This is a genomic window from Brevundimonas sp. NIBR10 (assembly GCF_027912515.1).
Taxonomy (GTDB): Bacteria; Pseudomonadota; Alphaproteobacteria; order Caulobacterales; family Caulobacteraceae; genus Brevundimonas.
Genome location: NZ_CP115464.1, coordinates 190,282 through 216,356, shown reverse-complemented (window position 1 = coordinate 216,356; position 26,075 = coordinate 190,282). Strand labels below are relative to the sequence as shown.

At 66.9% G+C, this 26,075-nt stretch carries 23 protein-coding genes; 14 read left to right on the top strand and 9 right to left on the bottom strand.

Features of this window, described 5'->3' with window-relative positions:
- Positions 1–28: 28 nt before the first annotated feature.
- Both O5K39_RS01105 and pdeM read left to right on the top strand, forming a co-directional pair.
- Complete coding sequence (locus O5K39_RS01105) at positions 29–2,704, top strand: ligase-associated DNA damage response DEXH box helicase (RefSeq protein ID WP_271145471.1); 2,676 nt, start codon at positions 29–31, stop codon at positions 2,702–2,704.
- Positions 2,701–3,447 carry a ligase-associated DNA damage response endonuclease PdeM gene (pdeM, locus tag O5K39_RS01100; protein ID WP_271145470.1) on the top strand — a complete coding sequence of 249 codons (747 nt, stop codon included), beginning with the start codon at positions 2,701–2,703 and terminating at the stop codon, positions 3,445–3,447. The genes O5K39_RS01105 and pdeM overlap by 4 nt, the downstream gene beginning before the upstream one ends.
- 1,334 nt (positions 3,448–4,781) lie before the next feature.
- Here pdeM and O5K39_RS01095 read toward each other — a convergent pair.
- From O5K39_RS01095 to O5K39_RS01080, 4 genes are all read right to left on the bottom strand, one after another.
- The gene (locus tag O5K39_RS01095) at positions 4,782–5,024 is read right to left on the bottom strand and encodes a DpnI domain-containing protein (protein WP_271145469.1); all 243 of its coding nucleotides are present in this window, start codon (positions 5,022–5,024) and stop codon (positions 4,782–4,784) included.
- A 748-nt stretch (positions 5,025–5,772) separates the two neighbouring features.
- A complete protein-coding gene (locus O5K39_RS01090; protein ID WP_271145468.1) occupies positions 5,773–6,999 on the bottom strand; it encodes an ATP-binding protein in 1,227 nt (408 codons plus the stop codon).
- 105 nt (positions 7,000–7,104) lie between these two features.
- Positions 7,105–9,489, bottom strand: coding sequence for an excinuclease ABC subunit UvrB (uvrB, locus tag O5K39_RS01085; protein WP_271145467.1), 2,385 nt, complete (start codon positions 9,487–9,489; stop codon positions 7,105–7,107).
- A 40-nt stretch (positions 9,490–9,529) separates the two neighbouring features.
- Positions 9,530–9,727: a hypothetical protein gene (locus O5K39_RS01080; RefSeq protein WP_271145466.1), complete on the bottom strand. Its 198-nt coding sequence runs from the start codon at positions 9,725–9,727 to the stop codon at positions 9,530–9,532.
- 150 nt (positions 9,728–9,877) lie between these two features.
- Between O5K39_RS01080 and O5K39_RS01075 the strand changes: the two genes are divergently transcribed.
- Entirely contained in the window at positions 9,878–10,600 is a 723-nt protein-coding gene (locus tag O5K39_RS01075; protein WP_271145465.1) for an extensin family protein, read from the top strand.
- Between the two features lie 3 nt (positions 10,601–10,603).
- On the opposite strand, the gene O5K39_RS01070 is transcribed toward O5K39_RS01075, so the two are convergent.
- Complete coding sequence (locus O5K39_RS01070) at positions 10,604–11,542, bottom strand: hypothetical protein (RefSeq protein WP_271145464.1); 939 nt, start codon at positions 11,540–11,542, stop codon at positions 10,604–10,606.
- 157 nt (positions 11,543–11,699) lie between these two features.
- On the opposite strand from O5K39_RS01070, the gene O5K39_RS01065 reads away from it, so the two are divergent.
- The 3 genes from O5K39_RS01065 to O5K39_RS01055 all read left to right on the top strand — a co-directional run bounded on the left by O5K39_RS01065 (position 11,700) and on the right by O5K39_RS01055 (position 13,788).
- Positions 11,700–12,500: an isocitrate lyase/phosphoenolpyruvate mutase family protein gene (locus O5K39_RS01065; protein WP_271145463.1), complete on the top strand. Its 801-nt coding sequence runs from the start codon at positions 11,700–11,702 to the stop codon at positions 12,498–12,500.
- On the top strand, positions 12,501–13,022 hold the full coding sequence (locus O5K39_RS01060; protein WP_271145462.1) for a methylated-DNA--[protein]-cysteine S-methyltransferase: 522 nt from the start codon (positions 12,501–12,503) through the stop codon (positions 13,020–13,022).
- A gap of 280 nt (positions 13,023–13,302) precedes the next feature.
- A complete protein-coding gene (locus O5K39_RS01055; RefSeq protein WP_271145461.1) occupies positions 13,303–13,788 on the top strand; it encodes a hypothetical protein in 486 nt (161 codons plus the stop codon).
- A gap of 22 nt (positions 13,789–13,810) precedes the next feature.
- Here O5K39_RS01055 and O5K39_RS01050 read toward each other — a convergent pair whose 3' ends face one another.
- The gene (locus tag O5K39_RS01050; protein WP_271145460.1) at positions 13,811–14,191 is read right to left on the bottom strand and encodes a response regulator; all 381 of its coding nucleotides are present in this window, start codon (positions 14,189–14,191) and stop codon (positions 13,811–13,813) included.
- A 66-nt stretch (positions 14,192–14,257) separates the two neighbouring features.
- On the opposite strand from O5K39_RS01050, the gene O5K39_RS01045 reads away from it, so the two are divergent.
- Positions 14,258–15,547 (top strand): hypothetical protein, encoded by a 1,290-nt coding sequence (locus O5K39_RS01045; RefSeq protein WP_271145459.1) that lies wholly within the window; start codon positions 14,258–14,260, stop codon positions 15,545–15,547.
- A gap of 241 nt (positions 15,548–15,788) precedes the next feature.
- On the opposite strand, the gene O5K39_RS01040 is transcribed toward O5K39_RS01045, so the two are convergent.
- The 3 genes from O5K39_RS01040 to O5K39_RS01030 form a co-directional block, all read right to left on the bottom strand.
- Complete coding sequence (locus tag O5K39_RS01040) at positions 15,789–16,268, bottom strand: chemotaxis protein CheW (RefSeq protein ID WP_271145458.1); 480 nt, start codon at positions 16,266–16,268, stop codon at positions 15,789–15,791.
- 2 nt (positions 16,269–16,270) lie between these two features.
- Positions 16,271–17,866, bottom strand: coding sequence for a globin-coupled sensor protein (locus O5K39_RS01035; RefSeq protein WP_271145457.1), 1,596 nt, complete (start codon positions 17,864–17,866; stop codon positions 16,271–16,273).
- Between the two features lie 140 nt (positions 17,867–18,006).
- The gene (locus O5K39_RS01030) at positions 18,007–20,673 is read right to left on the bottom strand and encodes a M14 family metallopeptidase (protein ID WP_271145456.1); all 2,667 of its coding nucleotides are present in this window, start codon (positions 20,671–20,673) and stop codon (positions 18,007–18,009) included.
- 142 nt (positions 20,674–20,815) lie between these two features.
- Here O5K39_RS01030 and O5K39_RS01025 point away from each other — a divergent pair, with 142 nt between their 5' ends.
- From O5K39_RS01025 to O5K39_RS00995, 7 genes are all read left to right on the top strand, one after another.
- On the top strand, positions 20,816–21,562 hold the full coding sequence (locus O5K39_RS01025) for a LuxR family transcriptional regulator (protein ID WP_271145455.1): 747 nt from the start codon (positions 20,816–20,818) through the stop codon (positions 21,560–21,562).
- 343 nt (positions 21,563–21,905) lie between these two features.
- Positions 21,906–22,586: a hypothetical protein gene (locus O5K39_RS01020; RefSeq protein WP_271145454.1), complete on the top strand. Its 681-nt coding sequence runs from the start codon at positions 21,906–21,908 to the stop codon at positions 22,584–22,586.
- Positions 22,579–22,788 carry a helix-turn-helix domain-containing protein gene (locus O5K39_RS01015; protein WP_271145453.1) on the top strand — a complete coding sequence of 70 codons (210 nt, stop codon included), beginning with the start codon at positions 22,579–22,581 and terminating at the stop codon, positions 22,786–22,788. The genes O5K39_RS01020 and O5K39_RS01015 overlap by 8 nt, the downstream gene beginning before the upstream one ends.
- 119 nt (positions 22,789–22,907) lie before the next feature.
- Positions 22,908–23,237 (top strand): helix-turn-helix transcriptional regulator, encoded by a 330-nt coding sequence (locus O5K39_RS01010; RefSeq protein WP_271145452.1) that lies wholly within the window; start codon positions 22,908–22,910, stop codon positions 23,235–23,237.
- Positions 23,238–23,263: 26 nt separating this feature from the next.
- Entirely contained in the window at positions 23,264–24,403 is a 1,140-nt protein-coding gene (locus O5K39_RS01005; RefSeq protein ID WP_271145451.1) for a hypothetical protein, read from the top strand.
- A gap of 26 nt (positions 24,404–24,429) precedes the next feature.
- Entirely contained in the window at positions 24,430–25,572 is a 1,143-nt protein-coding gene (locus O5K39_RS01000) for an Ada metal-binding domain-containing protein (RefSeq protein ID WP_271145450.1), read from the top strand.
- Positions 25,553–26,068 (top strand): methylated-DNA--[protein]-cysteine S-methyltransferase, encoded by a 516-nt coding sequence (locus tag O5K39_RS00995; RefSeq protein ID WP_271145449.1) that lies wholly within the window; start codon positions 25,553–25,555, stop codon positions 26,066–26,068. The genes O5K39_RS01000 and O5K39_RS00995 overlap by 20 nt, the downstream gene beginning before the upstream one ends.
- Positions 26,069–26,075: the final 7 nt, after the last annotated feature.

Below are 26,075 nucleotides of genomic sequence, written 5' to 3'. Positions count from 1 at the left end.
ACAGAAGGGGAACATCTGGCGCTGCCGGATGGTCCCCTCTATCGTGGCGGGGATGAACCTTCCGCCCCTGTTCGCCGACTGGTTCGCCACGCGCGGCTGGTCTCTGCGACGCCACCAGGCCGAGATGATCGCGGCGGGACAGGCGGGACGTCACGCCCTGCTGGTCGCCCCGACCGGCGGTGGCAAGACCTTGGCCGGTTTCCTGCCGTCGCTGATCGAACTGGCCGAGCGGGGGCCGCGTCCGACCTTCGGGCCGGGCTCGGGTGTGCATACCCTGTACGTCTCCCCGCTGAAGGCCCTGACCACCGACGTCGAGCGCAACCTGATGACCCCGATCCGCGAGATCGGTCTGAACATCCACGTCGAGAGCCGCACCGGCGACACCAAGCAATCCAAGAAGCAGCGCCAGCGCGAGTTCCCGCCCGACATCCTGCTGACCACCCCCGAACAACTGGCGCTGTTCTGCGCCTGGGACGGGGCGCGGGCCTACTTTTCCGACCTGAAATGCATCGTCCTGGACGAGGTCCACGCCATCTGGAGCGGCAAGCGCGGCGACTTGCTGAACCTGGCGCTGGGGCGATTGCAGAGTTTTTCGCCGACGATGCGACGGGTCGCGCTGAGTGCGACGATCGACGATCCGCAACTGATCGCCGACTGGCTGAGTCCTTCTCCCCTTGCGGGTGGAGGAGGAGCGCACTGCGATCCGACGACGGGTGGCTCGCGGAGCGAGACGGATGAGGGGTCACGCGATGTTGAAGATCATCTTGCTGATGGGCCCCGTGTGTCAGACTCTGCACGACCCCTCATCCGGCCCTCCGGGCCCCCTTCTCCCGCAAGGGGAGAAGGGGTTCTGATCGTCCGGGGTGACCCCGGCGCGCCACCGGTCGTCGACGTTCTGGTCAGCGAAGGCCATGTCCCCTGGGCTGGGCATACCGGCCAGCACGCCATTCCCGAGGTCTATGACGCCATCAAGCGGTCCGGCATGACCCTGATCTTCGTCAACACCCGCTGGCAGTCCGAGTTCGTGTTTCAGCGCCTGTGGGAGATCAATGACGAGAACCTGCCCATCGGCCTGCATCATGGCTCTCTGGCCGCCGAACAGCGGCGCAAGGTCGAGGCGGCGATGGCGCGGGGCGATCTGCGGGCCGTGGTCTGCACCTCGACGCTGGATCTCGGCATCGACTGGGGCGACGTTGACCTGGTGATCCAGCTGGCCGCGCCCAAGGGGGCCAGCCGTCTGGTCCAGCGCATCGGCCGCGCCAACCACCGGCTGGACGAGCCGTCGCGGGCCTTGATGGTCCCCGCCAGCCGGTTCGAGATGCTGGAGTGCCAGGCCGCCCGCGAGGCCGTCGCCGAGAACGCCTTCGACTGGGAGCCGCATCACATCGGCACCCTCGACACCCTGGCGCAGCACGTCATGGGCGTGGCCTGTTCCGAGCCGTTCCGCATGGACGATCTGTATACGGAGATCGTCGGCTGCGGACCCTACGCCGCCATGACCTACGAGCAGTTCGAGGAGGTGGTCGATTTCGTCGCGACCGGCGGATACGCGCTGCGCACCTACGACCGGTTCGCCCGGATCGTCAGGGACCGCGAGGGCCGCTGGAAGGTCCGCAACGCCCAGACCGCCCAGCGCCACCGCATGAACGTCGGGGCCATCGTCGCGGCGGGCACGCTGAACGTCCGTGTCGCCTCCCGGCGCGGCGGGGCGACCAAACAGCTGATCGGCGGGCGCAAGGTCGGCGAGGCGGAGGAGTGGTATTTCGAGCAGCTGACGCCGGGCGACACCTTCATCTTCGCCGGCCAGACCTGGGCCTTTCAGGGCATCAACGGCACCGACGCCCTGGTCACCCACGCCCAAGACAAGGACCCCAAGATCCCGTCCTGGGGCGGGTCGAAATTCCCGATGTCGACGTCTCTGGCCGTCCGGGTCCGCGACATCATCCAGGACCGTGACCGCTGGCGCGTCCTGCCGCCCGACGTGCAGGAGTGGCTGGAGTTGCAGGAGGCGCGGTCGACGATTCCGCGCGCGGATTCCATGCTGATCGAGACCTTCGCCCGGGGCAGCCGCCACTATATGGTGGCCTATCCGTTCGAGGGCGGGCTGGCGCACAATACGCTGTGCATGCTGCTGACGCGGCGGCTGGACCGGCTGGGCGTCGGGCCTCTGGGCTTCGTCTGCACCGACTATTCGCTGGCCATCTGGTCGATCAAGCCGATGGACGACCTGGATTTCGACGCCCTGTTCCAGCCCGACATGCTGGGCGACGACCTCGAATCGTGGCTGGAGGAGTCGTTCATGATGAAGCGCACCTTCCGCAACTGCGCCCTGATCTCGGGGCTGATCGAGCGTCGCCAGCCGGGGGCGGAGAAGACGGGGCGTCAGGTGACGTTTTCGACCGACCTGATCTACGACGTGCTGCGCCGGCATCAGCCGGATCACCTGCTGCTCAAGACGGCGCGGGCCGATGCAGCGTCGGGGCTGCTGGACGTGGCGCGGCTTGGGGCCCTGCTCAGCCGGATCGCGGGCCATATCGAGCTGCGCGCCCTGACCCGCGCCTCGCCGTTCAGCGTGCCGGTGCTGGTCCAGATCGGGCGCGAGCGGGTCGGGGGCGACGCCTCGGACATGATCCTGGAGGGCGCGGCCGAGGACCTGATCGCCGAGGTCATGGCCGATGCCGAACCGGAACCGCAAGCCGCATGACCGCCCTCAGACGCACGGAGACCTGGCGCATGACCCTGTCGCCGAGCCGCAGCCGCTGCGGCGGACTGCACGTCACGATCGCGGGCGAGCGGTGCGTGATGCGCTGTTCGGGCGCCCTGCACGTGCTGGACCACGACGTCCTGATCGCCGCCGACCTGCACCTGGAAAAGGGCTCGGCCTATGCGGCGCGGGGCCAGATGCTGCCCCCCTATGACAGCGCCGCCACCCTGTCCCGGCTCGAGGACGAGATCGCCGAGCTCAACCCCGCCCGCGTCGTCCTGCTGGGCGACAGCTTCCACGACCGGCGGTCCATCCCCCGCATGGCCGAGGCCGATCTGCGCAGCCTGGAGCGGATGGCCTTCGGCCGCGACTGGCTGTGGCTGGAGGGCAACCACGACCGCGACGCGCTGGGCGCCGACCTCGACCGCCTGCCCGGATCGGTGGTCGAGACCCTGAGCCTCGGTGCCCTCCGCCTCGTCCACGAGCCGCAAGCGGGCGACCAGCCGGGCGAGGTCGCGGGCCATCTGCACCCCTCGGCCACCGTCGTCGCCCATGCGCGACGCGTCCGCCGCCCCTGTTTCATCACCGACGGCCGGCGCGTGATCCTGCCCGCCTTCGGGGCCTTCACCGGCGGCCTGAACGTCCGCGACCCCGCCATCGCCGCCCTGTTCGCCAGCCCCCCGCTGGCGGCCGCGCTCGGCCGGGACCGGGTGCATCCGATCGCGTGGGGGGCGCTGGTCTAGGGGCGTCCGGCAGTGCGGGTGCTAGTGCCAGTGCTAGTGAGCAAGGAATGAGCGTCACCCCAAGCACGGTGGCAACAGTCCGAAGCACGGCCGCGGCCAACCCCTCACGCCTGGCTCACTAGCACTGGCACTAGCACTCAACCGCGCACACCTCTTCGCCCTCACGCGCCTCCCCGGATCGGCCTCGGCTTGCGCCTCGTTGTCCGGGGATGACGTGATTCAACGGGCTCCCGCCGCGAAGCGTCGGGAGGTGGGAAGGGCCGGCGGAGCGTCCGGGCCTTCGCCCGGAATAGGGATAGTGATTACCGTTTCGGCGAAAGACGAACGCTCCGCGTATGTGGTTTTCCGGGAGCTGTACGGCTCGGTCTCCCGAACCAGCGGGGGTGTTAACCCCTTGCCGCTACCGCGCCCCCGGCGGGAAGGTGGCCCCCTTGCAGAGCCATCCCCTGAACGATCCGACTCTCTGCGCCAGATCCTTTGCACGACCGGCGACACCGCCCCCGATCCCCCGGGCGCCGCGCCCGGTCGAAACCGGACCTCGGAGCTCGCCAAGGCTGACCAGGGACGAGGCCTCGACCGCCCCGCTCCACACACCCCCGCCGCAACAAGATCGCAAGGCCTTGCGCCCTTCCCCGCGACGGGACGGAAAGCATCATAGAGGGCTTTTGACCCTGGGCGCGTCGGAGGGGGTGTTTCTCGGGGCAATCCCTTGCAGGGCAAGGGATTGGAGGCGCGAAGTTCGCAAGTTCGAGGCGCTGGACAAGCCGGGATTCCTTCTCCCCTTGCGGGAGAAGGTGGCTGAGCGAAGCGAAGTCGGATGAGGGGTCACGCCGATCTTTGAACTCGCAGTCTCGGTCGCCACCGTCGAGGCCGTGCGACCCCTCATCCGTCAGCCTTCGGCTGCCACCTTCTCCCGCAAGGGGAGAAGGGAAGGGGGAGGTCGGCCTCACGTCCGCCGATACGTCCCCCGCCCGTTGAACGCCAGCCACCCCATGTCCCGCAGCACCTGCAACTGCTGCCTGATCTTGGGCCGCACATTGTTGTTGCCCGGATAGATCGCCGCCAGCCGCGCCTCGAACCCATAGACCTCGGCCAGGGTGAACTCCGGCCTGTCCTGCTCCCCTCTCCCGGCGGGAGAGGGCTTGAGCGCACGAGCGCGAAGCGGTCGTTCTTGCGCGAAAGGGTGAGGGGCTACCGTCGAAATCGGCGTCAGCCGTATCCCCGCCCGTGCAACGGCTTACGCCGACTGAGAAACCCGACCCTCACCCTTTCGGCTGGCGGCTCGCTACGCTCTCCGAGCCTCAAGCCCTCCACCCAACGGGAGATGGGCCAGGTCAGTCCGTGCGGCCCATGGTGGCCTTGAGCTCGTATTCCTCGGCGCAGACGCCGCAGTGGAAGTCGGCCACGGGCGAGTTGGCCGCGAAGGCGGTCAGGGGCGTCGAGCCGCAGCTGGGACAGAAGGCGTTGGCGGCGACCCAGCCCTCGCTCAGGACGCGCGCGTTCTGGGTCGGCCCCCTGAAGACCGCCGCCTCTTCGGCGAAGCCGAGCGTGCTCCAGGGGGCGTCATCTTCGGCCATCCACCCACCTTATTGAGTGACGAGCTATTGAGTCCCTTTGAAAACTATAGAGCGGATACTCTAGGCGCAGCGGTCTCTGCAGCCAATTCCGCGACAAACGGAGCGAAACTGTGTGGGCATTTTTTCACTACGGTCGTGATCGTCACCGCTGCGGCTAGCCGATTTCGAGTGTCAACTGAGTCATCTAGTCCTGCTTCGATTGCGGCCCGATGGAAGCAGTTTTTGGGATGGTCTCCGGCGGGGTCATTGCGACAACCCCAAATCAGTTCCGGGTTTTTGGGTAGGCTGGGTGTAACACCAGCAACTTCAAGCCAACTATTCGCGTCTGCTAAGAGCCAGCTTTCCGACGTTGACATAGTCACACAGGCTATTCCCTTAATGGCAATCCCCGCTTCATTTGCCGCGTCGAACCCAGCCTGAATCTCGTCTCGTATCTGCCTGGTTCGGGCAGGATCGCTACTGTCGGCATCGGCCATAAAAACAGATATGCTGGCACCGACCGACTGCGCGAGTAGGGCAGAGGCTAGAGCTTTCGCACCATGCCCCGCTGGAAGTGGCTTAAATCGGCGTTCCTCTCGGGGAAGTATGGCCAGATCGCGGCGAAGCTTTCCGTCGAGCTCAAGAGGCTGCTCGGAGATAAGGTCAACGACCTCTTGCATCCAGCCACGCGAGGCTACCCATTCGTAGGTCTTGGGAGCCCATTGACGCTGGCCAATCTCGTGGGGCCCTTCACCGCACAAAAGCGCCTTCATTGAGCGAGCGCGCCCTGCCTGAGAAACTGACGCGCACCGATCGCGGTATCGAGCTCTGAAATCGACGCATCTTCGGCATCGCGAGGGCTGAGCGCTTCCCGCTTGATAGTGTCGGCGTCCATCATGGCCCAAATCTCGCCCCCGCCAAAATATTCACTTCCGGCTTTTATAGTTGGTAAGTCTTCCAGCACGGTGGTCACGGTTGACCCTTCAGTGTTCCTAGCGACAAGCGTGACTTCATCCGTATTGAAAAAGTTCACCAGTAATGGTGAGTGTGAAGTCATGATGAGTTGCATACCGGAATCGCGCGAAACCGATTTTATGATGTCTGGCAGGATGTGAGGTTCAATTCCGTCTTCTACTTCGTCCAGAAGCACCACTCCAGTCTTGTCTTGGAACTCTGGGATCGCCGCCAAGGCTAAGAGCCTTAAGAAGCCATCACTGATGTGCGCGGTTGAAACTTCGCCCATGTCGTACCGCTCGGCGATACGCATGTCGACCCAACCCGCGCGCTTGCGGGTAGTGTTGATATCTCGGAGCGGATAGAATGGAGAAAGGCGCTCTACAATCCGCGCCTTCTGATTCGCATCAAGGCTGGCCAAGAAACCAGACAGTCTCTCGCCTTTGTTGCCAATGTTAACAGGCGAACCACGGTCACCTTGACGCATGGCGGATGGATTAAGCAGCTCCAATGAATTGATGCCCTCAGACCACTCTTTGAGTGGAACAAGAGCCTCATTTCCTCTATCCAAGCGCTTAAGTTCAAGAATCGACAATATAGACCCGGGTAGTTTCAGTCCCGTGAAGTTTACTTCATCCGATTCAGGCGAAGAAAGGCTATGGTCTCGATAAGTAAGAACAAGCTCAGGTCCAATCTTTTTTCGGTCCCAATACCAAATCGATTCTTTCTGGAGCGTTCCATTTCCCAAACTCCAAGTGAACTGCCACAAAATCTCCCCGGAACCCGTTTCAAATGCCAAGTCGAATCTGAGCGACGCAGATCGGCCGAACTGGGACCGGACCTGTCGCGGCGACCAATGACGATCATTGAAGAACTGGGCTGGTGTTCCCGCTGCAAAATACCTCACGAACGATAGAGCTTGGAGGATCGAACTCTTGCCGGCTCCGTTCACTCCAATCAAAATCAAGAGGTCTCGAGGGATGTCGATGGTGACATCGGCCAATGCTTTGTAGCCTGAAATTCGGATCCGGCGCAGTTTCATGAGCGGAGTCTTAGCGCCAGAGAACCTTGGACCGCAACGCTAACGCCACAGGATAGGCGAACTCCACGCCTTCCTGATCTGACTAACTGCCTACACCCCTACTCCCTACAACCTCCCCTTCCTGAACGCCTCCTGCTTCTCCGCCTGCGCCTCCTTCCGCCACCGCTTCGGTGCGGATGAATCCACCTCTTCCCCCGCCCCGGTCAGCACCTCGTTGGCGAACTCCAGGTCGAGGAGTTTCAGCTTCTTGATCTCGTCGCGGATGCGGCCGGCCTCCTCGAACTCGAGGTTGGAGGCTGCCTCGCGCATCTTGGATTCCATGTCGCGCAGGGTGGCCTGGAAATTGTTGCCGATGAAGGGTTTGGCGTCCTCGCGCACCCCGGTCGTGGGGATCAGGACGCGGTCCTTCTCGTAGGGGCTGTTCAGGATTTCCTTGATGTCGCGCTTGACGCTCTCGGGCGTGATGCCGTGTTCTGCGTTGTAGGCCTCCTGGCGCTCGCGGCGGCGGTTCGTCTCGGCTATGGCGCGCTCCATCGAGCCGGTGACGCGGTCGGCATAGAGGATGACGCGGCCGTCGACGTTGCGGGCCGCGCGGCCGATCGTCTGGATCAGGGAGGTCTCGGAGCGCAGGAAGCCCTCCTTGTCCGCGTCGAGGATGGCGACCAGGCCGCACTCGGGGATGTCGAGCCCCTCGCGCAGCAGGTTGATGCCGATCAGGACGTCGAAGGTGCCCAGGCGCAGGTCGCGGATGATCTCGATCCGCTCCATCGTGTCGACGTCACTGTGCATGTAGCGGACGCGGACGCCCTGTTCGTGCATGTATTCGGTCAGGTCCTCGGCCATCTTCTTGGTCAGGACCGTGACCAGGGAGCGGTAGCCGGCGCGGGCGACCGCCTTGACCTCGTCGATGACGTCGTCGACCTGGTTGCGGGTGGTGCCCGAGACCGGGCGGATCTCCACCGGGGGGTCGATCAGGCCGGTGGGGCGGATGACCTGTTCGACGAAGACGCCGCCGGTCTGTTCCATCTCCCACGGGCCGGGGGTGGCGCTGACGTGCACCGTCTGGGGCCGCATCGCCTCCCATTCGTCGAACTTGAGCGGGCGGTTGTCGATGCAGGAGGGCAGGCGGAAGCCGTATTCGGCCAGCGTCGACTTGCGGCGGTAGTCGCCCCGGAACATGCCGTTGATCTGGCCCACGGTGACGTGGCTCTCGTCCACGAACAGGAGGGCGTTGTCGGGGATGTATTCGAAGAAGGTCGGCGGCGGCTCGCCCGGCGCGCGGCCGGTCAGCCAGCGGGAATAGTTCTCGATGCCGGCGCAGGAGCCGGTGGCCTCCATCATCTCCAGGTCGAAGCGGACGCGTTGCTCCAGCCGCTGGGCCTCCAGCAGCTTGCCGTTCTCGATCATCCAGTCGAGCGTCTCCTTCAGCTCGGCCTTGATGCCGCCGAGCGCCTGGTTCAGCGTCGGGCGCGGGGTGACGTAGTGAGAGGCGGCGTAGACGGTGACTTCCTCCAACTCGGCGGTCTTCTTGCCGGTCAGGGGGTCGAACTCGGCGATGGATTCGATCTCGTCGCCGAACAGGGAGACGCGCCAGGCGCGATCCTCCTGGTGGACCGGGAAGATCTCGATCGTGTCGCCGCGTTTCCTGAACATGCCCCGCTCGAAGGCGACGTCGTTCCTCTTGTACTGAAGCGCGATCAGATCGGCCCGCAGCTTGGCCTCGTCGATCTGGTCCCCGACCTTCAGCCCGAAGGTCATGGCCGTATAGGTCTCCACCGATCCGATGCCGTAGATGCAGGACACCGACGCCACCACGATGACGTCGTCTCTTTCGAGTATAGACCGGGTTGCGGAATGCCGCATTCGGTCTATCTGTTCATTGATGCTTGAGTCTTTCTCGATATATGTATCAGTTCGAGGTACATATGCTTCGGGCTGGTAATAGTCGTAGTAGCTTACAAAGTATTCAACTGCATTGTCCGGAAAGAAAGACTTGAACTCCGAGTATAGCTGTGCCGCGAGGGTTTTGTTGGGGGCGAGGATCAGGGCCGGCCGCTGGGTCTGTTCGATGACCTTGGCCATGGTGAAGGTCTTGCCCGAGCCGGTGACGCCGAGCAGGACCTGATCCCGGTCGCCGGCCTCTGCCTGGGCGACCAGTTCGGCGATGGCGGAGGGCTGGTCGCCGGCGGGGGTGTAGGAGGTCTCAAGCCGGAAGCGGTTGTTCTTGCGGCCGACGGCGGACTTGGCGGGCCGGTCGGGACGATGGGGCACCCAGTCGCCGGGGCCGGTCGGAGCCTCCTCCGGCGTCAGGCGCGGGCCGGTGACGGGCGCGAACATCGGCATGTTCGCCATCGCCTTGGGCAGGGGCCCCTTGAGGGCGTCGCCATCGCGGATGAAGGCGGCGGGGGCCTCCGACACGCCCCGGTTCGGGATGTGCACCGGCTTCTGGGTCACGGGGGCGGACCCCTTGGGCGTCGAGGAACGGTTCATGAACAGAACTTAGGGGCCGGGGTCCGTCTCGGCTAGGGGGTCAGGCCCCGCGCAGCAGGACACCGAGCGTCAGGATGCCGAAGGCCATGGCCAGGGTGTCGAAGGCGTGGGCGCTGATGAAGGGAATGGAGACGCCCCCGTACTGGGCGAGGGCGGCGAGGACCGCGAGGATCACCGCGATGGCGAACAGGGGCACGGACGGGGCCGTGAGGGGCAGGCCGGCGCGGCGAGAGGCCATGGTGTGGTGTCCTGGATGCCGGTCGGCGAGAACGCCGCGGACCTAGCTTGGCCGTAACGCGGCCCCGGTCCGCCTGTTCCGTTCCCGGGCGACGGCCGAATCCGTGTAGCGAGTCGCATGCTCTCTGGACGACCGAGATTTCCCGCCCTGATGTTTGCCGTAGTCCTCGCCGTGGCGGGGTGCGGGCGGTTGATCCCTGATGCGCCGGGGCAGGCGACGGGGCCGCGACCCTATCTGCCCGGGCGGACGCCGGCGCCGTCGGGCAAGGGGCTGATCGACCGGCCGATCGATGCGGGGACGTTCGGGCGGCTGACGCGGGCGACGGCGACCCTGGCGACCTGCAAGGCCGAGCTGGATCAGGCGCGGGTGACCTTTTCGCCCACACCGGACAGGGTGAACTCGGCGACCTGCGGGCTGACGGACGCAGGCGTGCTGGGCCCGGACTACGGGACGGTCGCGCGGATGGCACCCAGCGACGTGACCATGACCTGCGCCCTCGCGGCGGCGGTCAGTGTCTGGCGCAGGCAGTCGGTGGAGCCGGCGGCGCGGGAGATCCTGGGGTCCGACGTGGTCCAGATCGAGCATATGGGGGTCTATGCCTGTCGGGGGGTGCGGACCGACGCGGGCTACACGGCACGGCCCAGCGCCCACTCGCGGGCGGCGGCGCTGGACTTCAGCGGCGTGCGGCTGAGGGACGGGCGACGGATCACCGTGGCGGGCGACTGGGCCGACAACAGCCCGGAGGCGCGGTTCCTGCGCCGCATCCGGGACGACGGGTGCCAGGTGTTCGGGACCGTCCTGAGCCCCGACTACAACGCGGCCCATCGCGACCACCTCCACCTCGAGGCGGAGAGTGGCCGCCTGTGCCGCTAGGGGTCAGCGCCGAACGTTGACCCGGGCGCGGACCTCCAGCTCGCCGAGGCGGCGGGCCAGGTAGTCGGTGTCGTCGCGGCTCGGCGAGGTGCGGGCGTAGGCGGCTTCCAGACGGGTCAGGTCGCCGAGCTCGACACGGATATCGGCGGCCTCGGTGCGGTTGATCTGGCCCGAGCGTTCGCCGGTGCTCAGGGCGGCGTCGATGTTGGACAGGCGGGTGCGGGGGTCGGCAACGGGCTGATAGCCGCCGTTGCCGTAGCCACCGCCCGGAGCGACGTCGCCGATGCGGGCGTCGAGGGCATCCAGCTGGGCATCGAGGTCATCCTGTTCGCGGGCGCTGATCGAGCCGTCGCGGCGATAGGAGGCCTCGGTCTGGACCAGGGTCTGGTAGTCGGCCCGCAGGCGGGTGGCGGCGGTGCGGGTCAGGCGGCGCGAGGCCACGCCGGCATCGACGCGGGCATTGAAGTCGGCCTGGCCCTCGGCGACCGAGGGGCCGCTCGATCCGCCATAGTCGCCCCCGGCATCGACCCGGGCGGTCAGGTCGTTGTAGCGCTGGTTCAGGTCGGCGCGTTCCTGGGTCGAGAAGCCGCCGGGGGCATAGGCCGACTCCTGCTGGACCAGGGCGTCATAGTCGGCACGCAGACGGGCGGCCGAAGAGGTGTTCAGCGCGCCGGAGCGGACGTCGGCCGACAGCCGGGTCTCGAACTGGGCGCGACCCGTGTTCAGCGGACGCTGGCCACGCAGCCATTGCCCGTCCAGCGAGGATCCATTGCCGAACAGGGCCCCGAGGATGGCGCCGAAGGCCTCCTGCTGGCTGCCGGGCTGGGTCTGGGTCTGGCCATAGGGCGTCGAGCCATAGGGGGTCTGCGCGGCGGCCATGCCGGCGGTCGAGAACGCGATGACGCCTGCGGCGAGCGCAGTGAGGGTCTTTGTCGATGTCATGGGGAGATGTCTTTCCGGCTATGGGCCTTGAGCCGGTAGAACGGGGGGCGGCGGGGAAGGTTGCGGCCAGGCTCGGTCGCGGCTTTTGTCGCCGTCCGAAAGCCGCGAGACGTGAGCCCGCCGGGCTGGCAGTCTGGGCGGCGAAGAGGAGACCCCGATGAGCGTTTTTCGCGACCTGCACCGCACCGGCCTGCTGATCCTGCCCAATGCCTGGGATGCGGCCTCGGCCGTGGTCAGCGTACGGGCAGGGGCGAAGGCCGTGGCGACCACCAGCGCGGGGATCGCCTGGGCCCTGGGCTGGCCGGACGGGGCGGACGGCGACGCCGCACCGCCGCAGCGCGAACTGCTGGGGGCCGTGGCGCGGATCGTCCGGGCGGCGGGGTCGGTCCCGGTCAGCGCCGACGTCGAGGGCGGCTTTTCCGAGGATGCGGGCACTGCGGCGGCCTTCGTGCGTCGGGCGGTCGAGACCGGGATCGCCGGCATCAACATCGAGGACGGGGCCGGGTCGGCCGAGGTCCTGGCCGACAAGATCGCCGCGATCCGGGCCCAGGTCGGGGGCGAGCTGTTCATCAATGCCCGATGCGACCTGTGGCTGAGGGGGATCGGGCCGGTCGAGGGGCGGCTGGAGGCGGCGGCGCGCCGGGCGGCCCTGTACCGGGCGGCCGGGGCCGACGGGCTGTTCATGCCGGGGGTGACGGAGGCGGCGACGATCACGGCCCTGGTCGCCATGGGCCTGCCGCTGAACCTGCTGGCGCGGCCGGGGCTGGCCGACGCGGCGGGGCTGGAGGCCCTGGGGGTACGCAGGCTCAGCGCCGGGTCGAACCTTGCGGCGGCGGCCTATCGGACGGCCGAGACCCTGACGCGCGGCTTCCTGGCCGATGGGCGGTCGGAGGCCCAGATCGCGGCGGCCATGGACTATGGCCTGCTCAACGGGCTGATGGCCGGGGCGCGCGGCTGAATGAGCGCGCCCGACCGGCTGATCCTGTCGTCGGTCGACAGCCCGATCGGGCCGCTGGCCTTCGCCTGTGACGCGGCCGGGGCGGTCCGGGGGGTGTCGTTCGGGGAGGGGCTGACCCGGATCATGGCGCGGGAGTATCCGGGCGCGGCGACCGTACGGGGCGAGGCTCCGGTGGCGGTGACCGAGGCCCTGTCGGCCTATTTCGGGGGCGACCGAGAGGCCATGACGCGGATCGCCTGGTCGCTGGACGGGGCGGCCGGAGAGGCGGAGTTCCAGGCCCGGGTCTGGCGCGCCCTGGCCCGGGTGCCGGTCGGGACGACGATCTCCTATGGCGAGATGGCGCGGCGGGCCGGAGAACCCGGCGCCGCCCAGGCGGCGGGCGTGGCCCTGAACCGCAACCCGATCCCCCTGGTCCTGGCCTGCCACCGGGTGGTCGGGGCCGACGGGGCGATGGTCGGCTTCGGCGGCGGGCTGGAGCGCAAGACCTGGCTGCTGCGGCACGAGGGGGCCCTGCTGATCTGACCGCCTTGTGGATTTCAGACCTTGCCGGGTGTCAAAAACAGGGTCTGAATGGTCTGAATGGTCTGAATGGTCTGAAATCCGTCGCGGCGGGTGTCAGCGGCTCCGTTTTCTTCGATGTCAAAGACCGCCGGGAAAAATGGGGAAGCGCGGGCGTCCTGGCAAGGCGCAAGAAGGAATGAAATCCTATATATGCTGATGTGAAACTGAGGAGGCGTCCAAGGGTCCTGTCAGTGTGACCATGGGCCAGGTGTACGAAGGTTTGCGGGGAAGGAGAGACGGGATGCCTGTTCGACCACACGACCTCAGCCTCGGGCGGGAGGAACTCCTTCACCTGGTTGCCGACCGCTATCCTGTGATCGCTCGGGGCCTTCTTCGACCATTGCTTCACCTACTCGGCATTTCACGCGAAGCTTGTGGCGGGGATGTCGACAAATTTCTGATCATGCTTGTGATCGCGATCCGGACGACCGAGCATGAGGGCTTCGCAACCTACAGTCAGGCGCAACTTCTCAGCGGCGAGGTACCCATTTTTCCGACACTCGGCACCAACGTGCGGTCTGTCGCGGAATCGACTGGGACACCCAAGGAAACTGTTCGCCGGAAGGTCAGCGAACTCGTCGAGGCAGGTTGGATATCCCGCCAGGGCAATGAGCTTCGTTTCACAGCGTTGGCCTATCAAGACCTGGCCGGCGTCCGTGTCGCGATCGAGGAACTTGCGGTGACCAACTTTCAGATTGTTGCCAATCTGGTCCGCCGCCGCGATTGAACTCCGACGAAAGGACAGGCCTCTACGGGGCAGCCGTGCCGAGCAGACGCTTGATTGTAGCGATGAGCGTCTCGACCTGAACAGGCTTGTTCAGAACGGCGTTGGCACCGAGCTTGCTGGCGAGATTAAGCAAATCGAGATCACCGAGAAAGCGGCGGTTCGAAACCGCGATGATGCGCATTTCCGGGTAGTTTGTTCGAGCCGCCGAGATCAACTCAATCCCGTCTCCATCCGGCATGAGGATTTCGGTGATCAGTAGGTTCGGTGGGTCGGCCATGATTCGCTGAAGTGCCCGTCGGCCGTTCGGTGCCTCCCGAACTGCGTAATCTTCGCCGCTCAACACTGCCCGGACGGACGCCAGGGCATCGATATCGCCGTCCACCACCAAAACCGCCAAAGCCATAGGCACCTCCAAACGGAGGACTGCTAGGCGGCGAGAGGCGGCCAGGGTACTCGATGGAGGCCCAAAATGGGTTCCCTGATCGCCACGACACGGGCGATCCATGACCATACCCGTCCCACCAGCGGCGACCGCGGCTGCATTTGGTGGCGAGACATGTCGCAAGTAGATCTGGATACCAACTCACACGATAGCGCGAGGATGACCTCGGTGGACCTGTCCACCGCCGTCGGTCCGTTCAGCGAGCCCTGCCTGTTGATAGAAGGCAAGGTCAATCTTATCGCATTGGACGCCATCGTCGAACGTCTGGGTACCCGATGGGGCCCTCGGCGAGATCAGATTCACGACCACGTAGATCGCAGGATTCAGCGCCGCCTCGGCTCTCAAGGGTATCACCTTCGGGTTTCCGATACGGACATCCTCATCTGCCAGCCGGACCTTGGGCGATATGCGGGTCAGGCGGCATGTCTGCAAATCCTGCGCGAGATTCTCACCCATTTCATCGGCGAGGCCACTCAGGCCGACGATTGCGTACATCAGGTCACGAAGGTCACCACCTCCGAGATTCAGGCGCGCAGGGTGGAATCTAGCGAAGTGGAACGGGGAGCGCTGTTGGAGCATGAGGCGAGCAAGCGTGCGCATCCGTCCCCGACCCTGAATCGTTGGACGCCATTCGTCTCTTCTGACGGCCGCCAACTGGAAGTGATCGGCAAACTGGAACCCGTCTTCGAGCTAAAATCATTCGGCCGGATCGGCCATCGCCTGACGCGGCAGGTGGTCGTCACGGGCGCTGATGACACCCTGACCACCGCGATGGTGCGTAGATTATCCAGCTCGGACATCCTGCGGATTGATCTGGCGACGGCGGCGATCGGAATGAGCAGCCTGCGGGCCCTGCCAGACGGCGAACGCCAGCCTAGTCTTATCATGCCCGTCTCATACACCAGTCTCTCAAGTCAGCGTGGACGGGCCGAGATCGCCCGGCTCCTGGTGGAGGCCAAGGGATTGGTTAGTAGAGGCGTGATTTGTCAGATCGGCGACATCGAAGGGGTGCCGCAGGGCGCGCTCCTTCAGGCCGTTTCGCTGATCCAGCCCTACTGTCTTTTCGTCGTGGCGAAACTCGAGCACAACCCCCCGACCTCCGACACCTTGAGCCAACTCAAACGCTCCGGCGTGCAGGCTCTGTCCATCGAGTGCCCGGCCAGGGTGGGCGACACCGCGTGCCCTATCTGGATGAAAAGGACGATCGAAGCCGCGCGTCGGCTCGTCAGATCAACCCTGCTGTACGGCCTTCCCTCACCTGTTCATGCTGCGGTCGCGGCCGACCTTGGTGCGACCCACGCAAGCCTCAGAGAATAGAGTGCGCAAGGCACGCTCGGTCTGCGTCGCCTGTATAGTGAGAGATACCGGAATCGCCTCGACCGACTAAGTGAGGCGTTGACGCCGATCAGTCACGAACCCCTCACCACGCCGATGAACTGTGCGCCGGTCCCCGGAACACTGCGTTGGCGAAGATGGCCTCCAGGCCGTCCCTGTAGCCCCGGCAGGCGGGGTGCCGGGGAAGGCGGTGGTGACGCGGGCGGTGTGAGGTGACCCGCCTCTAGGCGGCTTCGCCGACCGTTTCGAGCGGGAGCAGGGATCCGACGACCAGCCGCGACAGCATGCGGCCTTCCAGCGGGATGATGGCGTCGACGAACTGTTCGCTGGCGTCCGAGCCCATGGCGGGCGGGGTCTGGAGCAGAGAGGCCGCCAGCTGGAAGGTTTCCTGCACCCCGTCGACCAGGATCCCGGCCAGGCGACTGCCGTGCTGGATGACCACGATGACATGGCGGCTGGAGGGCTCGGTCCGGCCCAGGCCCAGGCGGCAGCGCAGGTCCAGGACCGGCATCACCGCCCCGCGCAGGTTGATCACGCCCAGGATATAGTCCGGGGTCTGGGGCATGGGGGTCGCCGGGGTCCAGCCCCGGATCTCGCGCACCGAACGGACGTCGATACAGTATTCCTGACCCCCGATCTCGAAGGAGATCAGCTCCAGCATGACGCCGGTTGCGGACGCGGCCTCGGTTTCAAACGGCGTCATGGTCAGAACTCCTCCCACTCGGCGGCCTTGAGCGCCGTGTTGCCGACCGAGCGGGGCGCCGGGCGGGATGGCCGGGGCCGCGCGAGGGTCTCGATCCGGGATTGGGCCGCATGCACCGGGTTCGGCCTTCTGGCGGTCAGGGCGGCGCCGACCTTGAACCGGGACACCAGCCCGTCCAGTTCCTCTGCCTCGCTCTTCAGCGACATGGAGGCGGCGGTGGATTCCTCGACCATGGCGGCGTTCTGCTGGGTCATCTGGTCCATCTGGTTGACGGCGATATTGACCTCGCTGAGGCTGGCCGCCTGTTCCTGGGCCGAGGCGCTGATCTCGGACACCAGACCGTCGATGGTGGCGACCTGTTCCACGATCCGGGTCAGGCTCTCGCCCGTCTCGCCGACCAGGGCCACGCCCCGGCTGACCTGCTGGCCCGAGGTGGAGATCAGGCCCTTGATCTCCCTGGCGGCCTCGGCCGACCGCTGTGCCAGGGCCCGGACTTCCTGGGCCACCACCGCAAAGCCGCGACCGGCATCGCCCGCCCGCGCCGCCTCGACCCCGGCGTTCAGGGCCAGCAGATTGGTCTGGAAGGCGATCTCGTCGATGACCCCGATGATCTGGTTGATCTCGGACGCCGATTTCTCGATCTGGCCCATGGCGGCGATGGCGCGATCGACGACCTCGCCCGAGGCCTGGGCGTCGCCCTTGGCCGTCGCCACGACCTGGGCCGCCTGCTGCGAGCCGGAAGCCGTGCGCTTCACCGTCACCGTGATCTGTTCCAGGGCCGCAGCGGTCTGTTCCAGCGAGGCGGCCTGCTGCTCCGTGCGCTTGGACAACTCCTCGGAGGCCGAGGCGATCTCTTCGGAACCATTGAGGACGGCGGTGGCGGATCCGGAGATGGACTGCATCGTCGCCGCCAGGGTTTCCACGGTCTTGTTGAAGTCGTCCTTGAGGCCCTGGAACCGGGGCTCGACCTCGATATCCATGCGGGTGGTCAGATCACCGGCCGCCATGTCCTTGAGGCCCTCGGCGAGCGCGGCGACGACCCGGTTCTGCTGGTCCTCGGCCTCCTGACGCTCCGTCTCGGCGATTTTCCGGCGGGTCTCCAGGGCCTCCAGATAGACCGACACCGCCAGGTCCATATCCAGCAGCGTCGCCTTGACCAGGGCTCCCAGCTCGGCCGCCGTCGATCCTGCCGTCACGCCACGGACGTTCAGGGCATGTCTGGGCCAGCGCGCCTCGACGACCTTGGCCACCATGGCCTCCAGCACCAGGGCATAGCCGCCGATGTACCAGCGAGGTTCCAGGCCGATGCGGGCATGGACCTCGCCCACCTTGTTGACGCCCTCGGCATAGCGTTCGTCGTAGAGCCCGCTCGAGATGATGTCCCAGTGCGCCAGCTGCTTCTTGTGCGCGGCGTCGATATGGCCATCGTCCTTGAAGAAGACCCTGGTCTCGGGCGTGGCCCGGACCTGTTCGTAGAACCCGTCCAGAGCCGCCGGCATCTCCTTCATGATCAGCGGCTTGATGGACTTGATGCGCGAACGCGCCGCCTCATCAAGCTTCATGAACTTGATGCGGCTCTCGACGGCTTGATTGGACACGGCTTTGCTCTCTTTCCCGAGAAGGGCGGCCCTCGGTCGTCCTTGTCCTAAAACCTTTCGAACAATGTGGATAAGGGGGACTTAAGGTTGCACTACGTAATTGCCCTTAGGGAAGCTGACCTGCCAGCGCGGGCCGGGGGTCACCACGCCGGTGAACTGTGGGCCGGCCCCCTGAACACCGCGTTGGCGAAGATGACTTCCAGGCCGTCCATATAGCCCCGGAAGGTCGGGTCGCTGGGGAAGGCGATGAGCCAGCCTTCGCCCTGGGGGGCGGCCATGACGGCGGGCTTGAAGGCGAGCTGGCGACGGTTCTCGGCCCAGAGCTGGCCTGAGGCCAGCAGGGTGTCGGCGGAGGTGAAACGAGCGACGTTGGTGCCCTCGCCGCGCTTCAGTGGGGTATAGATGTCGGCGCCCCTGACGAGGAAGTTCAGGGTCGGGGCGACGCCGGCCGAGAGCCAGTGTTCGGGATCGACCTCGGCGGTGGCCAGGACGCCGGCGACGCTGTCGGGGCCGCGCTCTCCGCCGTGGATCAGGCTGTCATACGCGGCGCTGGAGGCGATGGCCGTGCCGGGGACGCGGGGCTTGTCGGAGGGGGCGTCGGACTTGGCGTCATCGGAGGCGACGGCGGTCTCGCGCCGGGCGGCCAGCATCTTCGACTCCGGCGCGGTCAGCAGGCGGGTCGCGTTGCCGAGGCCGATCAATGTGCCGCCCTGTTCGACCCATTCGCGCAGATGGGCGACGCCGCCCTCGCCGAGCATTCCGGCATAGTCGCGGCCGTCGGGCAGGATCACGACCTGGAAGCCGTCGAGGTCGGCGGAGGCCAGGTTGGAGGTCCGCACCACGGTGACGGGATAGCCCAGCGACCGCTCCAGCACATAGCGGGTGGCGCCGACGGCCGAGGGGTCGGTCGGGTCGTCCCAGGCCAGGGCGATGCGCGGGGCCCGGATCGCGACCGCATCGGCCGAGCCGAAGCCGGGGCCGTCGGAGACCCAGGAGTCGTCGATGCCGACGACCTCGGCCCCCTTCGACGTGGCCAGTTCGCCCATGAGTTGGGGCAGGTCGGCCGAATTGCCGGCGAGGGGTATGACCAGGGTGCCGGCGGGCCAGCGGCGGCCGGCGTGGGTGAAGGGCTTGTCCAGACTGCGCAACTGCACGCCGTCCTTGAGTGCCTCGACCATCAGGCCGGTGCCGGCCAGACCGGGGGCGACGAGGAAGCCGTAGGCGGCGTCGGGGTTGTCCACGCCGCGCGGGATGACCTGATCCTCGGTGGCGGCCGTGACGGCGACGGCGGGAGCCGAGGCGCATTTGTCCGACGGGACGTTGAACATCAGGGGCAGGGACCAGGCGGTGACGTCATAGATCTCGTCGCCCAGGCCGCGCGCGCGACGGCGCTCCTGTTCGGCCAGGAAGTCGGCGGGGACGGGGACGTCGCGGGTCAGCAGGACCTCGGCCATGCGGCTGTTGGGCTGGCTGAGGTTCACGACATAGGACCCGGCGGGATAGGATTTGCCGCAGGCCGTGAAGCCGGCGTCGGCGCGCCCGACCTCGATGCCCGACGAGACCAGCAGCCCGGCCAGACGGTCTGCGGCCATGGGGTCGTAGGCGGGCGGGGTCAGGACATAGGCCCCGCGTCCGCGCATCCCCTCGACATGGAAGGCGTAGAAGGCGTTCAGCAGCCGGTCGTGGTTGGCCGAGGAGGCCTCGATCGTGGACAGGCTGGCCACCAGATGGTTCCGCACCGTCTCGCGATAGGTCAGGATCTCGCCCGACGAGCGCCGCGCCGCCAGACCCCGCGCCGACCCCTGTTCATAGGTCATCGACACCGCGCCCAGATAGCCGGGCCAGCCGTCGCCATAGCCCGGATAGAAGGCGTCGAAGACCTGGCGGTTGAAATAGGGGATGCCCTGCTGGTCGAAGCGGCGGGCGGTGTTGCGGCCGATGATCTCGCGGCTTTCCAGGGTCGAGGGGGCGATCAGCGGGTTCAGCGGCTGGGCCTCGGGCGGGAAGAAGAAGGTATCGTCGGTGCCCATCTCGTGGGCGTCGACCAGAACCTGGGGCCGCCAGTCGCGGACCTGGGCGGCGTGGCCGCGCGTCTCGGGCTGGGTCTGGATGAACCAGTCGCGGTTCAGGTCGAACATGTCGTGGTTGAAGCGGCCCGACGGCCAGGGCTCGTCGCGCTCGGCCGACAGGGGATCGGGGTTGGCGACCGTGCCGAACCCGGCGGCATTGCCGTTCAGGAAACGCTCGCGACCGTCCGGGTTCTGGGTCGGGACGAAGACGACCAGGGTGTTGGCGAGCCACCCCTGCACCGCCGGATCGCGCGAGGCCAGCAGGTGGCGGGCGGCGGACATGGCGGCGTCGGCGGGGCTGATCTCATTGCCATGCACCGAATAGGCCAGCCAGACGATCACCGGCTGATCGGCGATGATGCGGGCGGCGTCGGCGGGGCTGGTAAGGCGGGGGTCGGCCAGGGCCCGGGAGTTGGCCTTGATCCGGTCCAGGCGGGCGATGTTGGCGGGAGAGCCCACGGCGGCCCAGAACACCGGCCGGCCCTCATGGGTGCGGGCCTGCTCGCCGATGACGACGCGGTCGGGCGCGGCGGCACGCAGGGCCTCGAAATAGCGCAGCACGTCTGCGGAGCGGGTGATCTTCTCACCGCTGTCGTAGCCGAGGACGGATGTCACCGTCGGGACGGACGTGTCGTAGGCCGCCCCGGGGATCAGGGACTGGGCGGCGGCGGCTCCACACAGGGACATCCCCGACAGAGCGAGCGCGGCGGCGAAGGGCAGCAGACGGCGAAGCGACATGGAAATCCCCGAAGGTGGTTCGTCCGGTTTAGCGGCTGGCGGCCAAATGGAAACCGGGTGGAGGCCTGCGAATGTGACGAATCGTCTTTTCACTTGAAGCGGCCACCTTCCCGTAACACTGTGAGTTGTGGGGAATTCTGGTATGTCGGCTAGTGGACCTTCCATCGCGGATGACTTCTCGGCGCTCCTGGCCGAGACGGATGCCAACGGGCGTTGGGACGTGATGACGCGCGGCCTGGCCCGGATTGGTCTGGACCAGATCAACTACGCGTTTCTCGACATCGAGACCCACGACCGGATGCAGGCGCGGGGATCGCCCGCCATGTCGACCATGCGCAGCGACTGGATCGATCACTATGTGGAGCACCAGTACGACCTGGATGACCCGCTGGTCGATCACGTTCGGGCCTCGGGACCGGGGCCGGTGCTGTTCGAGACGGCGTCGCATTTCGGACCCTCCAAGGTGCTGGGCGAGGCCAGTGAGGCGGGGCTGAACGCCGGGGTGCTGATCTCCCTGCCGGGTGCCATCGGCATGAGCAGGCCGGGCGCGGGGATCGTGTTCGGATCCTCAATGGCCGCCAACGACACCTTCCGTCTCATCCGCGAGAACGGCCCCAGCCTGGTGGCCCTGGCCAATCTGTTCCACGCCGGGGCCGTCGGGGAACTGATGCGGCGACGCTATGGCGCGGCCGAGCTGTCGGCGCGCGAACGGGACTGTCTGCAACATGTCGCGCGGGGCAGCCGCATCAGCGCCATCGCCCACGACCTGATGCTCGCCGAGGTGACGGTCGGGATGCACTTGAAGAATGCCCGCAAGAAGCTGGGTGCCCGAAGCCTGCCCGAGGCGGTGGCGCGGGGCCTGCTGTTCCAGCAAATCGAGCCGATCTGACCCTACCTATGGAAATCCGCAGGTTTCGCGGGGCGTGGGAAATCGGCAGTGTGGATCTGCCCGGCCGGGCGATCGCGAAAGCGCCCCGGCTGCGGTCCGCATCACCCTCCGCCTGACCGTAGGGGGTTGTCGGCCCCGGCGTCCCGACCTCGCCCCACGAGGTCGGGACGCCCACTTTTCCTCGTTCTCCGAGAGGACGCTGAGGCGCAGCCCTCGGGCGGGTCAGCACTTACTCAGGGCCTTCCAAAGTTCGAACGGTGTTTGACGCAATGTAACCTATAGGTGATTTGTAACCCCAAGGTGACATGATGTTGGGGGGGGAATGGCGATGAACGGAGCGCGAATGGCTGATTGGCGCACGACGTCTCGAAGGATTGGTGGGCTACTGACCTTCGCCGGAACGGGTTTGACCATCGTGGGCGTGGTCGCCCGAGACGAAGGGCTAGAGCCGGGGCTGAAGGCGGGTATTGATGGTCAGTGGACCAATGGGGCCATTCTCGTCGGCCTGGCGCTTGTGACGTTGGCCGTCCTGCTTCTTGCCGCCACCTACCAGACCCGGGCTTCGCGGCTGAGATCCCCAACGGACCCGCACCAAGAGGCGAGGGCCCAAAGGCGGAGAGCCGGAATGCTGGTGCTCTATTCGATCGTCCTGATGGCGGCCTCGTTCGGGGCCTCGCTGGAAATCCATCGATCCATGGCCGGGGTGGAGCGGGATGGAGATGGGCGGTTGCTGGGTGTTGTGATCGCCTATGCCTGGCTGGTGCCGATCATCCTGATGGGGTGGGACTGGCAATTGATACGGGATCGCCGATGGCTGAACGACGAACTGTCGCGCCAGATGCGGACGCGCGCGGTGATGGTTTCGTTCTTCGTGCTACTCTTGGGCGTGACGACGGCGCTTGTCCTGACGATACTCCAGCCCGTGTGGGGTCTGATGGCGCTGCCGCCGACCCTGGGCCTGGCCGTTTCGGCCGCCGGGCTGTCGTTCGTCTGGCTCGACTGGAAGGCCGGTCGGGGTGGGTGATCCCCGGCTGGGCTCACGGCTGAAGAAAATCCGCACCGCCGCCGGTCTGACCCAAGCCGAACTGGCCGAACGCGCCAGCGTATCGCGAAAAACGATCAACACGGTCGAAAACGGTGTGTTCGTGCCATCGACCCTGCTGGCGCTCAGCCTGGCCCAGGCTTTGGACACGACGGTGGAGCGACTGTTTTATCTGACGAAGTAGACCTCGGCACCTCGGCCATCGGGTCGCGATGGCCGGGTAATACCCGAAGCGGTTGACTCGGTCGCACAGTATGCGGCATACACTGTATGTCACACACTATGTGACGAGCGGGATCAGCCATGACGATCGATGCCGAACTTTTTGAATCCATGCGGCTGGAGCTGCGGCGCGGGTCGCTGGTGCTGGCGGTGCTCGCCTGCCTGAGGACCGAACGCTACGGCTACACGCTGCGCCAGGCCCTGGCCGCCGATGGGCTGGAGATGGAGGAATCGACCCTCTATCCGCTGCTGCGCCGGCTGGAGAGCCAGGGGCTGCTGGCCAGCGAATGGCGCGAGGAAGAGAAGCGGAAAAAGCGCTTCTACGTCCTGTCGCCGATGGGCGAGGCGATGCTGGCGGCCCTGACCGACGAATGGCGGGGCATCAACGCCTCGCTCGACCGAATTCTCTGAACAATCCCGACCTTGGAGCAACCAGGATGACCCTGACAGACCGATATCTGAAGGCCGTGGCGGCGCAACTGCCCCGGGCCACGCGCGACGACATCATCGCCGAGCTGCGCGACGCCATCCAGACCCGGATGGAGGACCGCGAGGAGAGCCTCGGCCGACCCCTGACCGAGGCGGAAAAGGAGGCTGTGCTGCGCGAGGTGGGCCACCCCCTGACCGTCGCCGCCCGCTACGGCTCCGGTCCCCAGCATGTGGTCGGGCCGGAGCTCTATCCCTGGTGGATGTTCGGGGTGAAGGTGGCGCTGGTCGCCATGGCCGCGATCACGGTCATCGGCCTGGTGGTGCGTGTGTTCGCGGGGGACATGATGGCGGGCCAGGCGATCGGCCATGCCTTTGCCAACGTCTTCAACGGCGCGATCACCATCGTGGGTCTGGCCACCCTGGCCGCCTTCATCATCGAGCGCCAGAAGGAGAAGCCGGCCTTCATCCGCGACTGGCGGGTCAAGGACCTGGGCCTTTTCGAAATCGCGGCCTTTGACGCCGACAGCGTATCACGGGCCCTGTCCGAGAACGGTCCGACCCAAAGCGGCGCGGCCGATCGGGCCAGGGGGCGGGTGCGGGGCGTGAGCGGCCAGATGTCGCCGGCCGCGCGCGGCGTGGCCAGCGCCATCGCCTGGGCCGTCTTCCTGCTGTGGTGGACGGGGCTGCTGACGACGCGCGACCTGCGGCCCATCGACCTGGCCGTGACCATCGACGGGGTCAGCTATTCGCAACTGGTGATCCAGACCCTGGGCCTGATCTACTGGCCCGTCATCGCCTATGCCGTGGCGCGGATCGTGTTCGGGCTGGCGCGGGCGGCCATGCCGGGATCGGTGCGGCTGACCGGGCTCGGCGACCTGGCTCTCAGCGTGACGCGGGCCTGCTTCTACGGCTGGCTGTGGATGGCCTCGCCCCTGTCGCCGCTGATCCGCGCCGACAGTCTCCAGACCCTTATCGAGCGGGTGGCGACCATGGTGCAGACCCACGACTGGGCCCTGGCGACGATCATCATGCTGGTGGTGGCCATCGGCTTCGTGACCAGCGTGTTCGAGGCCTCCGGTGCCCTGTGGCGGCTGGTGACAGGCAAGCCGTCGCCCGGTGCGGATCGGCTCAAGCCCAGCCTCGTCTGACTCGTCATGTCCGAAAACCGCGAGACATGGGGGCGATCAGCCCCCATGTTGGCGTCATGGAAACGGCGCGCGACACATTGGATCAGGAGGCCTGCTACCGGGCCGTGCTGACCCGCGATGCGCGGTTCGACGGACGGTTCTTCGGCGGGGTGACCTCGACCGGCATCTATTGTCGGCCGGTCTGTCCGGCGCGGACGCCCAAACGCGAGAACATGATCTTCTACCCGACCGCTGCGGCGGCGGAGGAGGCGGGGTTCCGGGCCTGTCTGCGCTGCCGGCCCGAGACGGCGCCCGATATGGGGGCCTGGCGGGGCACGTCCAACACCGTCAGCCGGGCGCTGGCCCTGATCGAGGCGGGGGCGCTGGATGAGGCCGACGTCGATGCCCTCGCCGGCCGGCTGGGGGTAGGGGAGCGACAACTTCGCAGACTTTTTCGGCAGCATCTGGGGGCCGCCCCGGTCAGCGTAGCCCAGACCCGGCGCGTGCTGCTGGCCAAACAGCTGATCCACGAGACCGATCTGTCGATGGCCGAGGTGGCGCTGGCGTCCGGCTTCGGCAGTGTGCGGCGGTTCAACGAGACCTTTCAATCCTTGTACGGACGACCGCCCTCGGCGCTGCGGCGGCGCAAGGAGCGGGCGGCCGAGGTGGGGGTCCGGTTGGGGCTGACCTACCGCGAGCCGTACGACCGTCAGGCCATGCTGGCGGCGCTGGCGTCGCGCGGTGACGCGGTGGACGACGGCCGCTGGTTGCGGGCCCTGACCGTCGCGATCGACGGTACGGACGGCCGGATCGTGGTGGCCTTCGGGCGACCCGGGCGGGTCGAGGTCACGGTCGAGGCCTCGGACCTCAGGGCCCTGCCGGGGGTGCTGGCGCGGGTACGGCGCGTGTTTGACCTGTCGGCCGATCCCGACGCGATCGCGCGGGATCTGTCGGCCGACCCGGGACTGAAGGCTTTGATCGAGGCGCGGCCGGGGCTGCGTCTGCCCGGCGCCTGGATCGATGTCGGACAGACGGCGCCGAGCGATCGGTTGCCCGAGGATTTCGAGGTGCGGGCCATGGCGCGCGCCGAGCGATGGCGGCCCTGGCGGGCTTACGGTGCCCTGCACCTGCGGACGGCAGGAGTGTCGGCGCGAGACCTGGAGAACGACGATGAAAAGCGCGCAGCCTGAGACCTTCATCCTGGACCGGATCGCGACCCCGGTCGGGGAAGTGCTGCTGGTCGTCGATGCCGACGGCGCCGTCGTGGCGCTGGATTTCGAGGACTATGAGGCGCGGATGATGCGGCTTCTGACGCGGCATCACGGGGCGTTCGTGCTCGAGCCGGGCGCGGCGCCGGAGACGACGCGGGCGGCGGTGACGGCCTATTTCGCGGGCGATCGGCGGGCGTTGGACGGGCTGGTCGTGCGCACCAACGGGACGCCATTCCAGCATGAGGTCTGGGCCGCCCTGCGCGCCATTCCGGCGGGCGAGACGCGGACCTATGGCCAGTTGGCGGCGGCGATCGGGCGGCCGAAGGCGGTGCGGGCCGCGGGGCTCGCCAACGGCCAGAACCCCGTCGCCCTGATCGTGCCCTGCCACCGGGTGATCGGGGCCAACGGCACCCTGACCGGCTATGCCGGCGGGCTGGAACGCAAGCGGTGGCTGCTGGCGCACGAGGCCCGGTGACGAGGCG

What these genes read in the sequence shown, in the direction of transcription:
- O5K39_RS01000 (WP_271145450.1), top strand. Translation starts at nt 24,430, where the DNA reads ATGGGGGCGATCAGCCCCCATGTTGGCGTCATGGAAACGGCGCGCGAC.
- O5K39_RS01025 (WP_271145455.1), top strand. Translation starts at nt 20,816, where the DNA reads ATGTCGGCTAGTGGACCTTCCATCGCGGATGACTTCTCGGCGCTCCTG.
- O5K39_RS01020 (WP_271145454.1), top strand. Translation starts at nt 21,906, where the DNA reads ATGGCTGATTGGCGCACGACGTCTCGAAGGATTGGTGGGCTACTGACC.
- O5K39_RS01060 (WP_271145462.1), top strand. Translation starts at nt 12,501, where the DNA reads ATGAGCGCGCCCGACCGGCTGATCCTGTCGTCGGTCGACAGCCCGATC.
- pdeM (WP_271145470.1), top strand. Translation starts at nt 2,701, where the DNA reads ATGACCGCCCTCAGACGCACGGAGACCTGGCGCATGACCCTGTCGCCG.
- O5K39_RS01070 (WP_271145464.1), bottom strand. Translation starts at nt 11,542, where the DNA reads ATGACATCGACAAAGACCCTCACTGCGCTCGCCGCAGGCGTCATCGCG.
- O5K39_RS01045 (WP_271145459.1), top strand. Translation starts at nt 14,258, where the DNA reads ATGGGTTCCCTGATCGCCACGACACGGGCGATCCATGACCATACCCGT.
- uvrB (WP_271145467.1), bottom strand. Translation starts at nt 9,489, where the DNA reads ATGAACCGTTCCTCGACGCCCAAGGGGTCCGCCCCCGTGACCCAGAAG.
- O5K39_RS01040 (WP_271145458.1), bottom strand. Translation starts at nt 16,268, where the DNA reads ATGACGCCGTTTGAAACCGAGGCCGCGTCCGCAACCGGCGTCATGCTG.
- O5K39_RS01105 (WP_271145471.1), top strand. Translation starts at nt 29, where the DNA reads ATGGTCCCCTCTATCGTGGCGGGGATGAACCTTCCGCCCCTGTTCGCC.
- O5K39_RS00995 (WP_271145449.1), top strand. Translation starts at nt 25,553, where the DNA reads ATGAAAAGCGCGCAGCCTGAGACCTTCATCCTGGACCGGATCGCGACC.
- O5K39_RS01055 (WP_271145461.1), top strand. Translation starts at nt 13,303, where the DNA reads ATGCCTGTTCGACCACACGACCTCAGCCTCGGGCGGGAGGAACTCCTT.
- O5K39_RS01090 (WP_271145468.1), bottom strand. Translation starts at nt 6,999, where the DNA reads ATGAAACTGCGCCGGATCCGAATTTCAGGCTACAAAGCATTGGCCGAT.
- O5K39_RS01065 (WP_271145463.1), top strand. Translation starts at nt 11,700, where the DNA reads ATGAGCGTTTTTCGCGACCTGCACCGCACCGGCCTGCTGATCCTGCCC.
- O5K39_RS01030 (WP_271145456.1), bottom strand. Translation starts at nt 20,673, where the DNA reads ATGTCGCTTCGCCGTCTGCTGCCCTTCGCCGCCGCGCTCGCTCTGTCG.
- O5K39_RS01095 (WP_271145469.1), bottom strand. Translation starts at nt 5,024, where the DNA reads ATGGCCGAAGATGACGCCCCCTGGAGCACGCTCGGCTTCGCCGAAGAG.
- O5K39_RS01080 (WP_271145466.1), bottom strand. Translation starts at nt 9,727, where the DNA reads ATGGCCTCTCGCCGCGCCGGCCTGCCCCTCACGGCCCCGTCCGTGCCC.
- O5K39_RS01050 (WP_271145460.1), bottom strand. Translation starts at nt 14,191, where the DNA reads ATGGCTTTGGCGGTTTTGGTGGTGGACGGCGATATCGATGCCCTGGCG.
- O5K39_RS01005 (WP_271145451.1), top strand. Translation starts at nt 23,264, where the DNA reads ATGACCCTGACAGACCGATATCTGAAGGCCGTGGCGGCGCAACTGCCC.
- O5K39_RS01010 (WP_271145452.1), top strand. Translation starts at nt 22,908, where the DNA reads ATGACGATCGATGCCGAACTTTTTGAATCCATGCGGCTGGAGCTGCGG.
- O5K39_RS01075 (WP_271145465.1), top strand. Translation starts at nt 9,878, where the DNA reads ATGTTTGCCGTAGTCCTCGCCGTGGCGGGGTGCGGGCGGTTGATCCCT.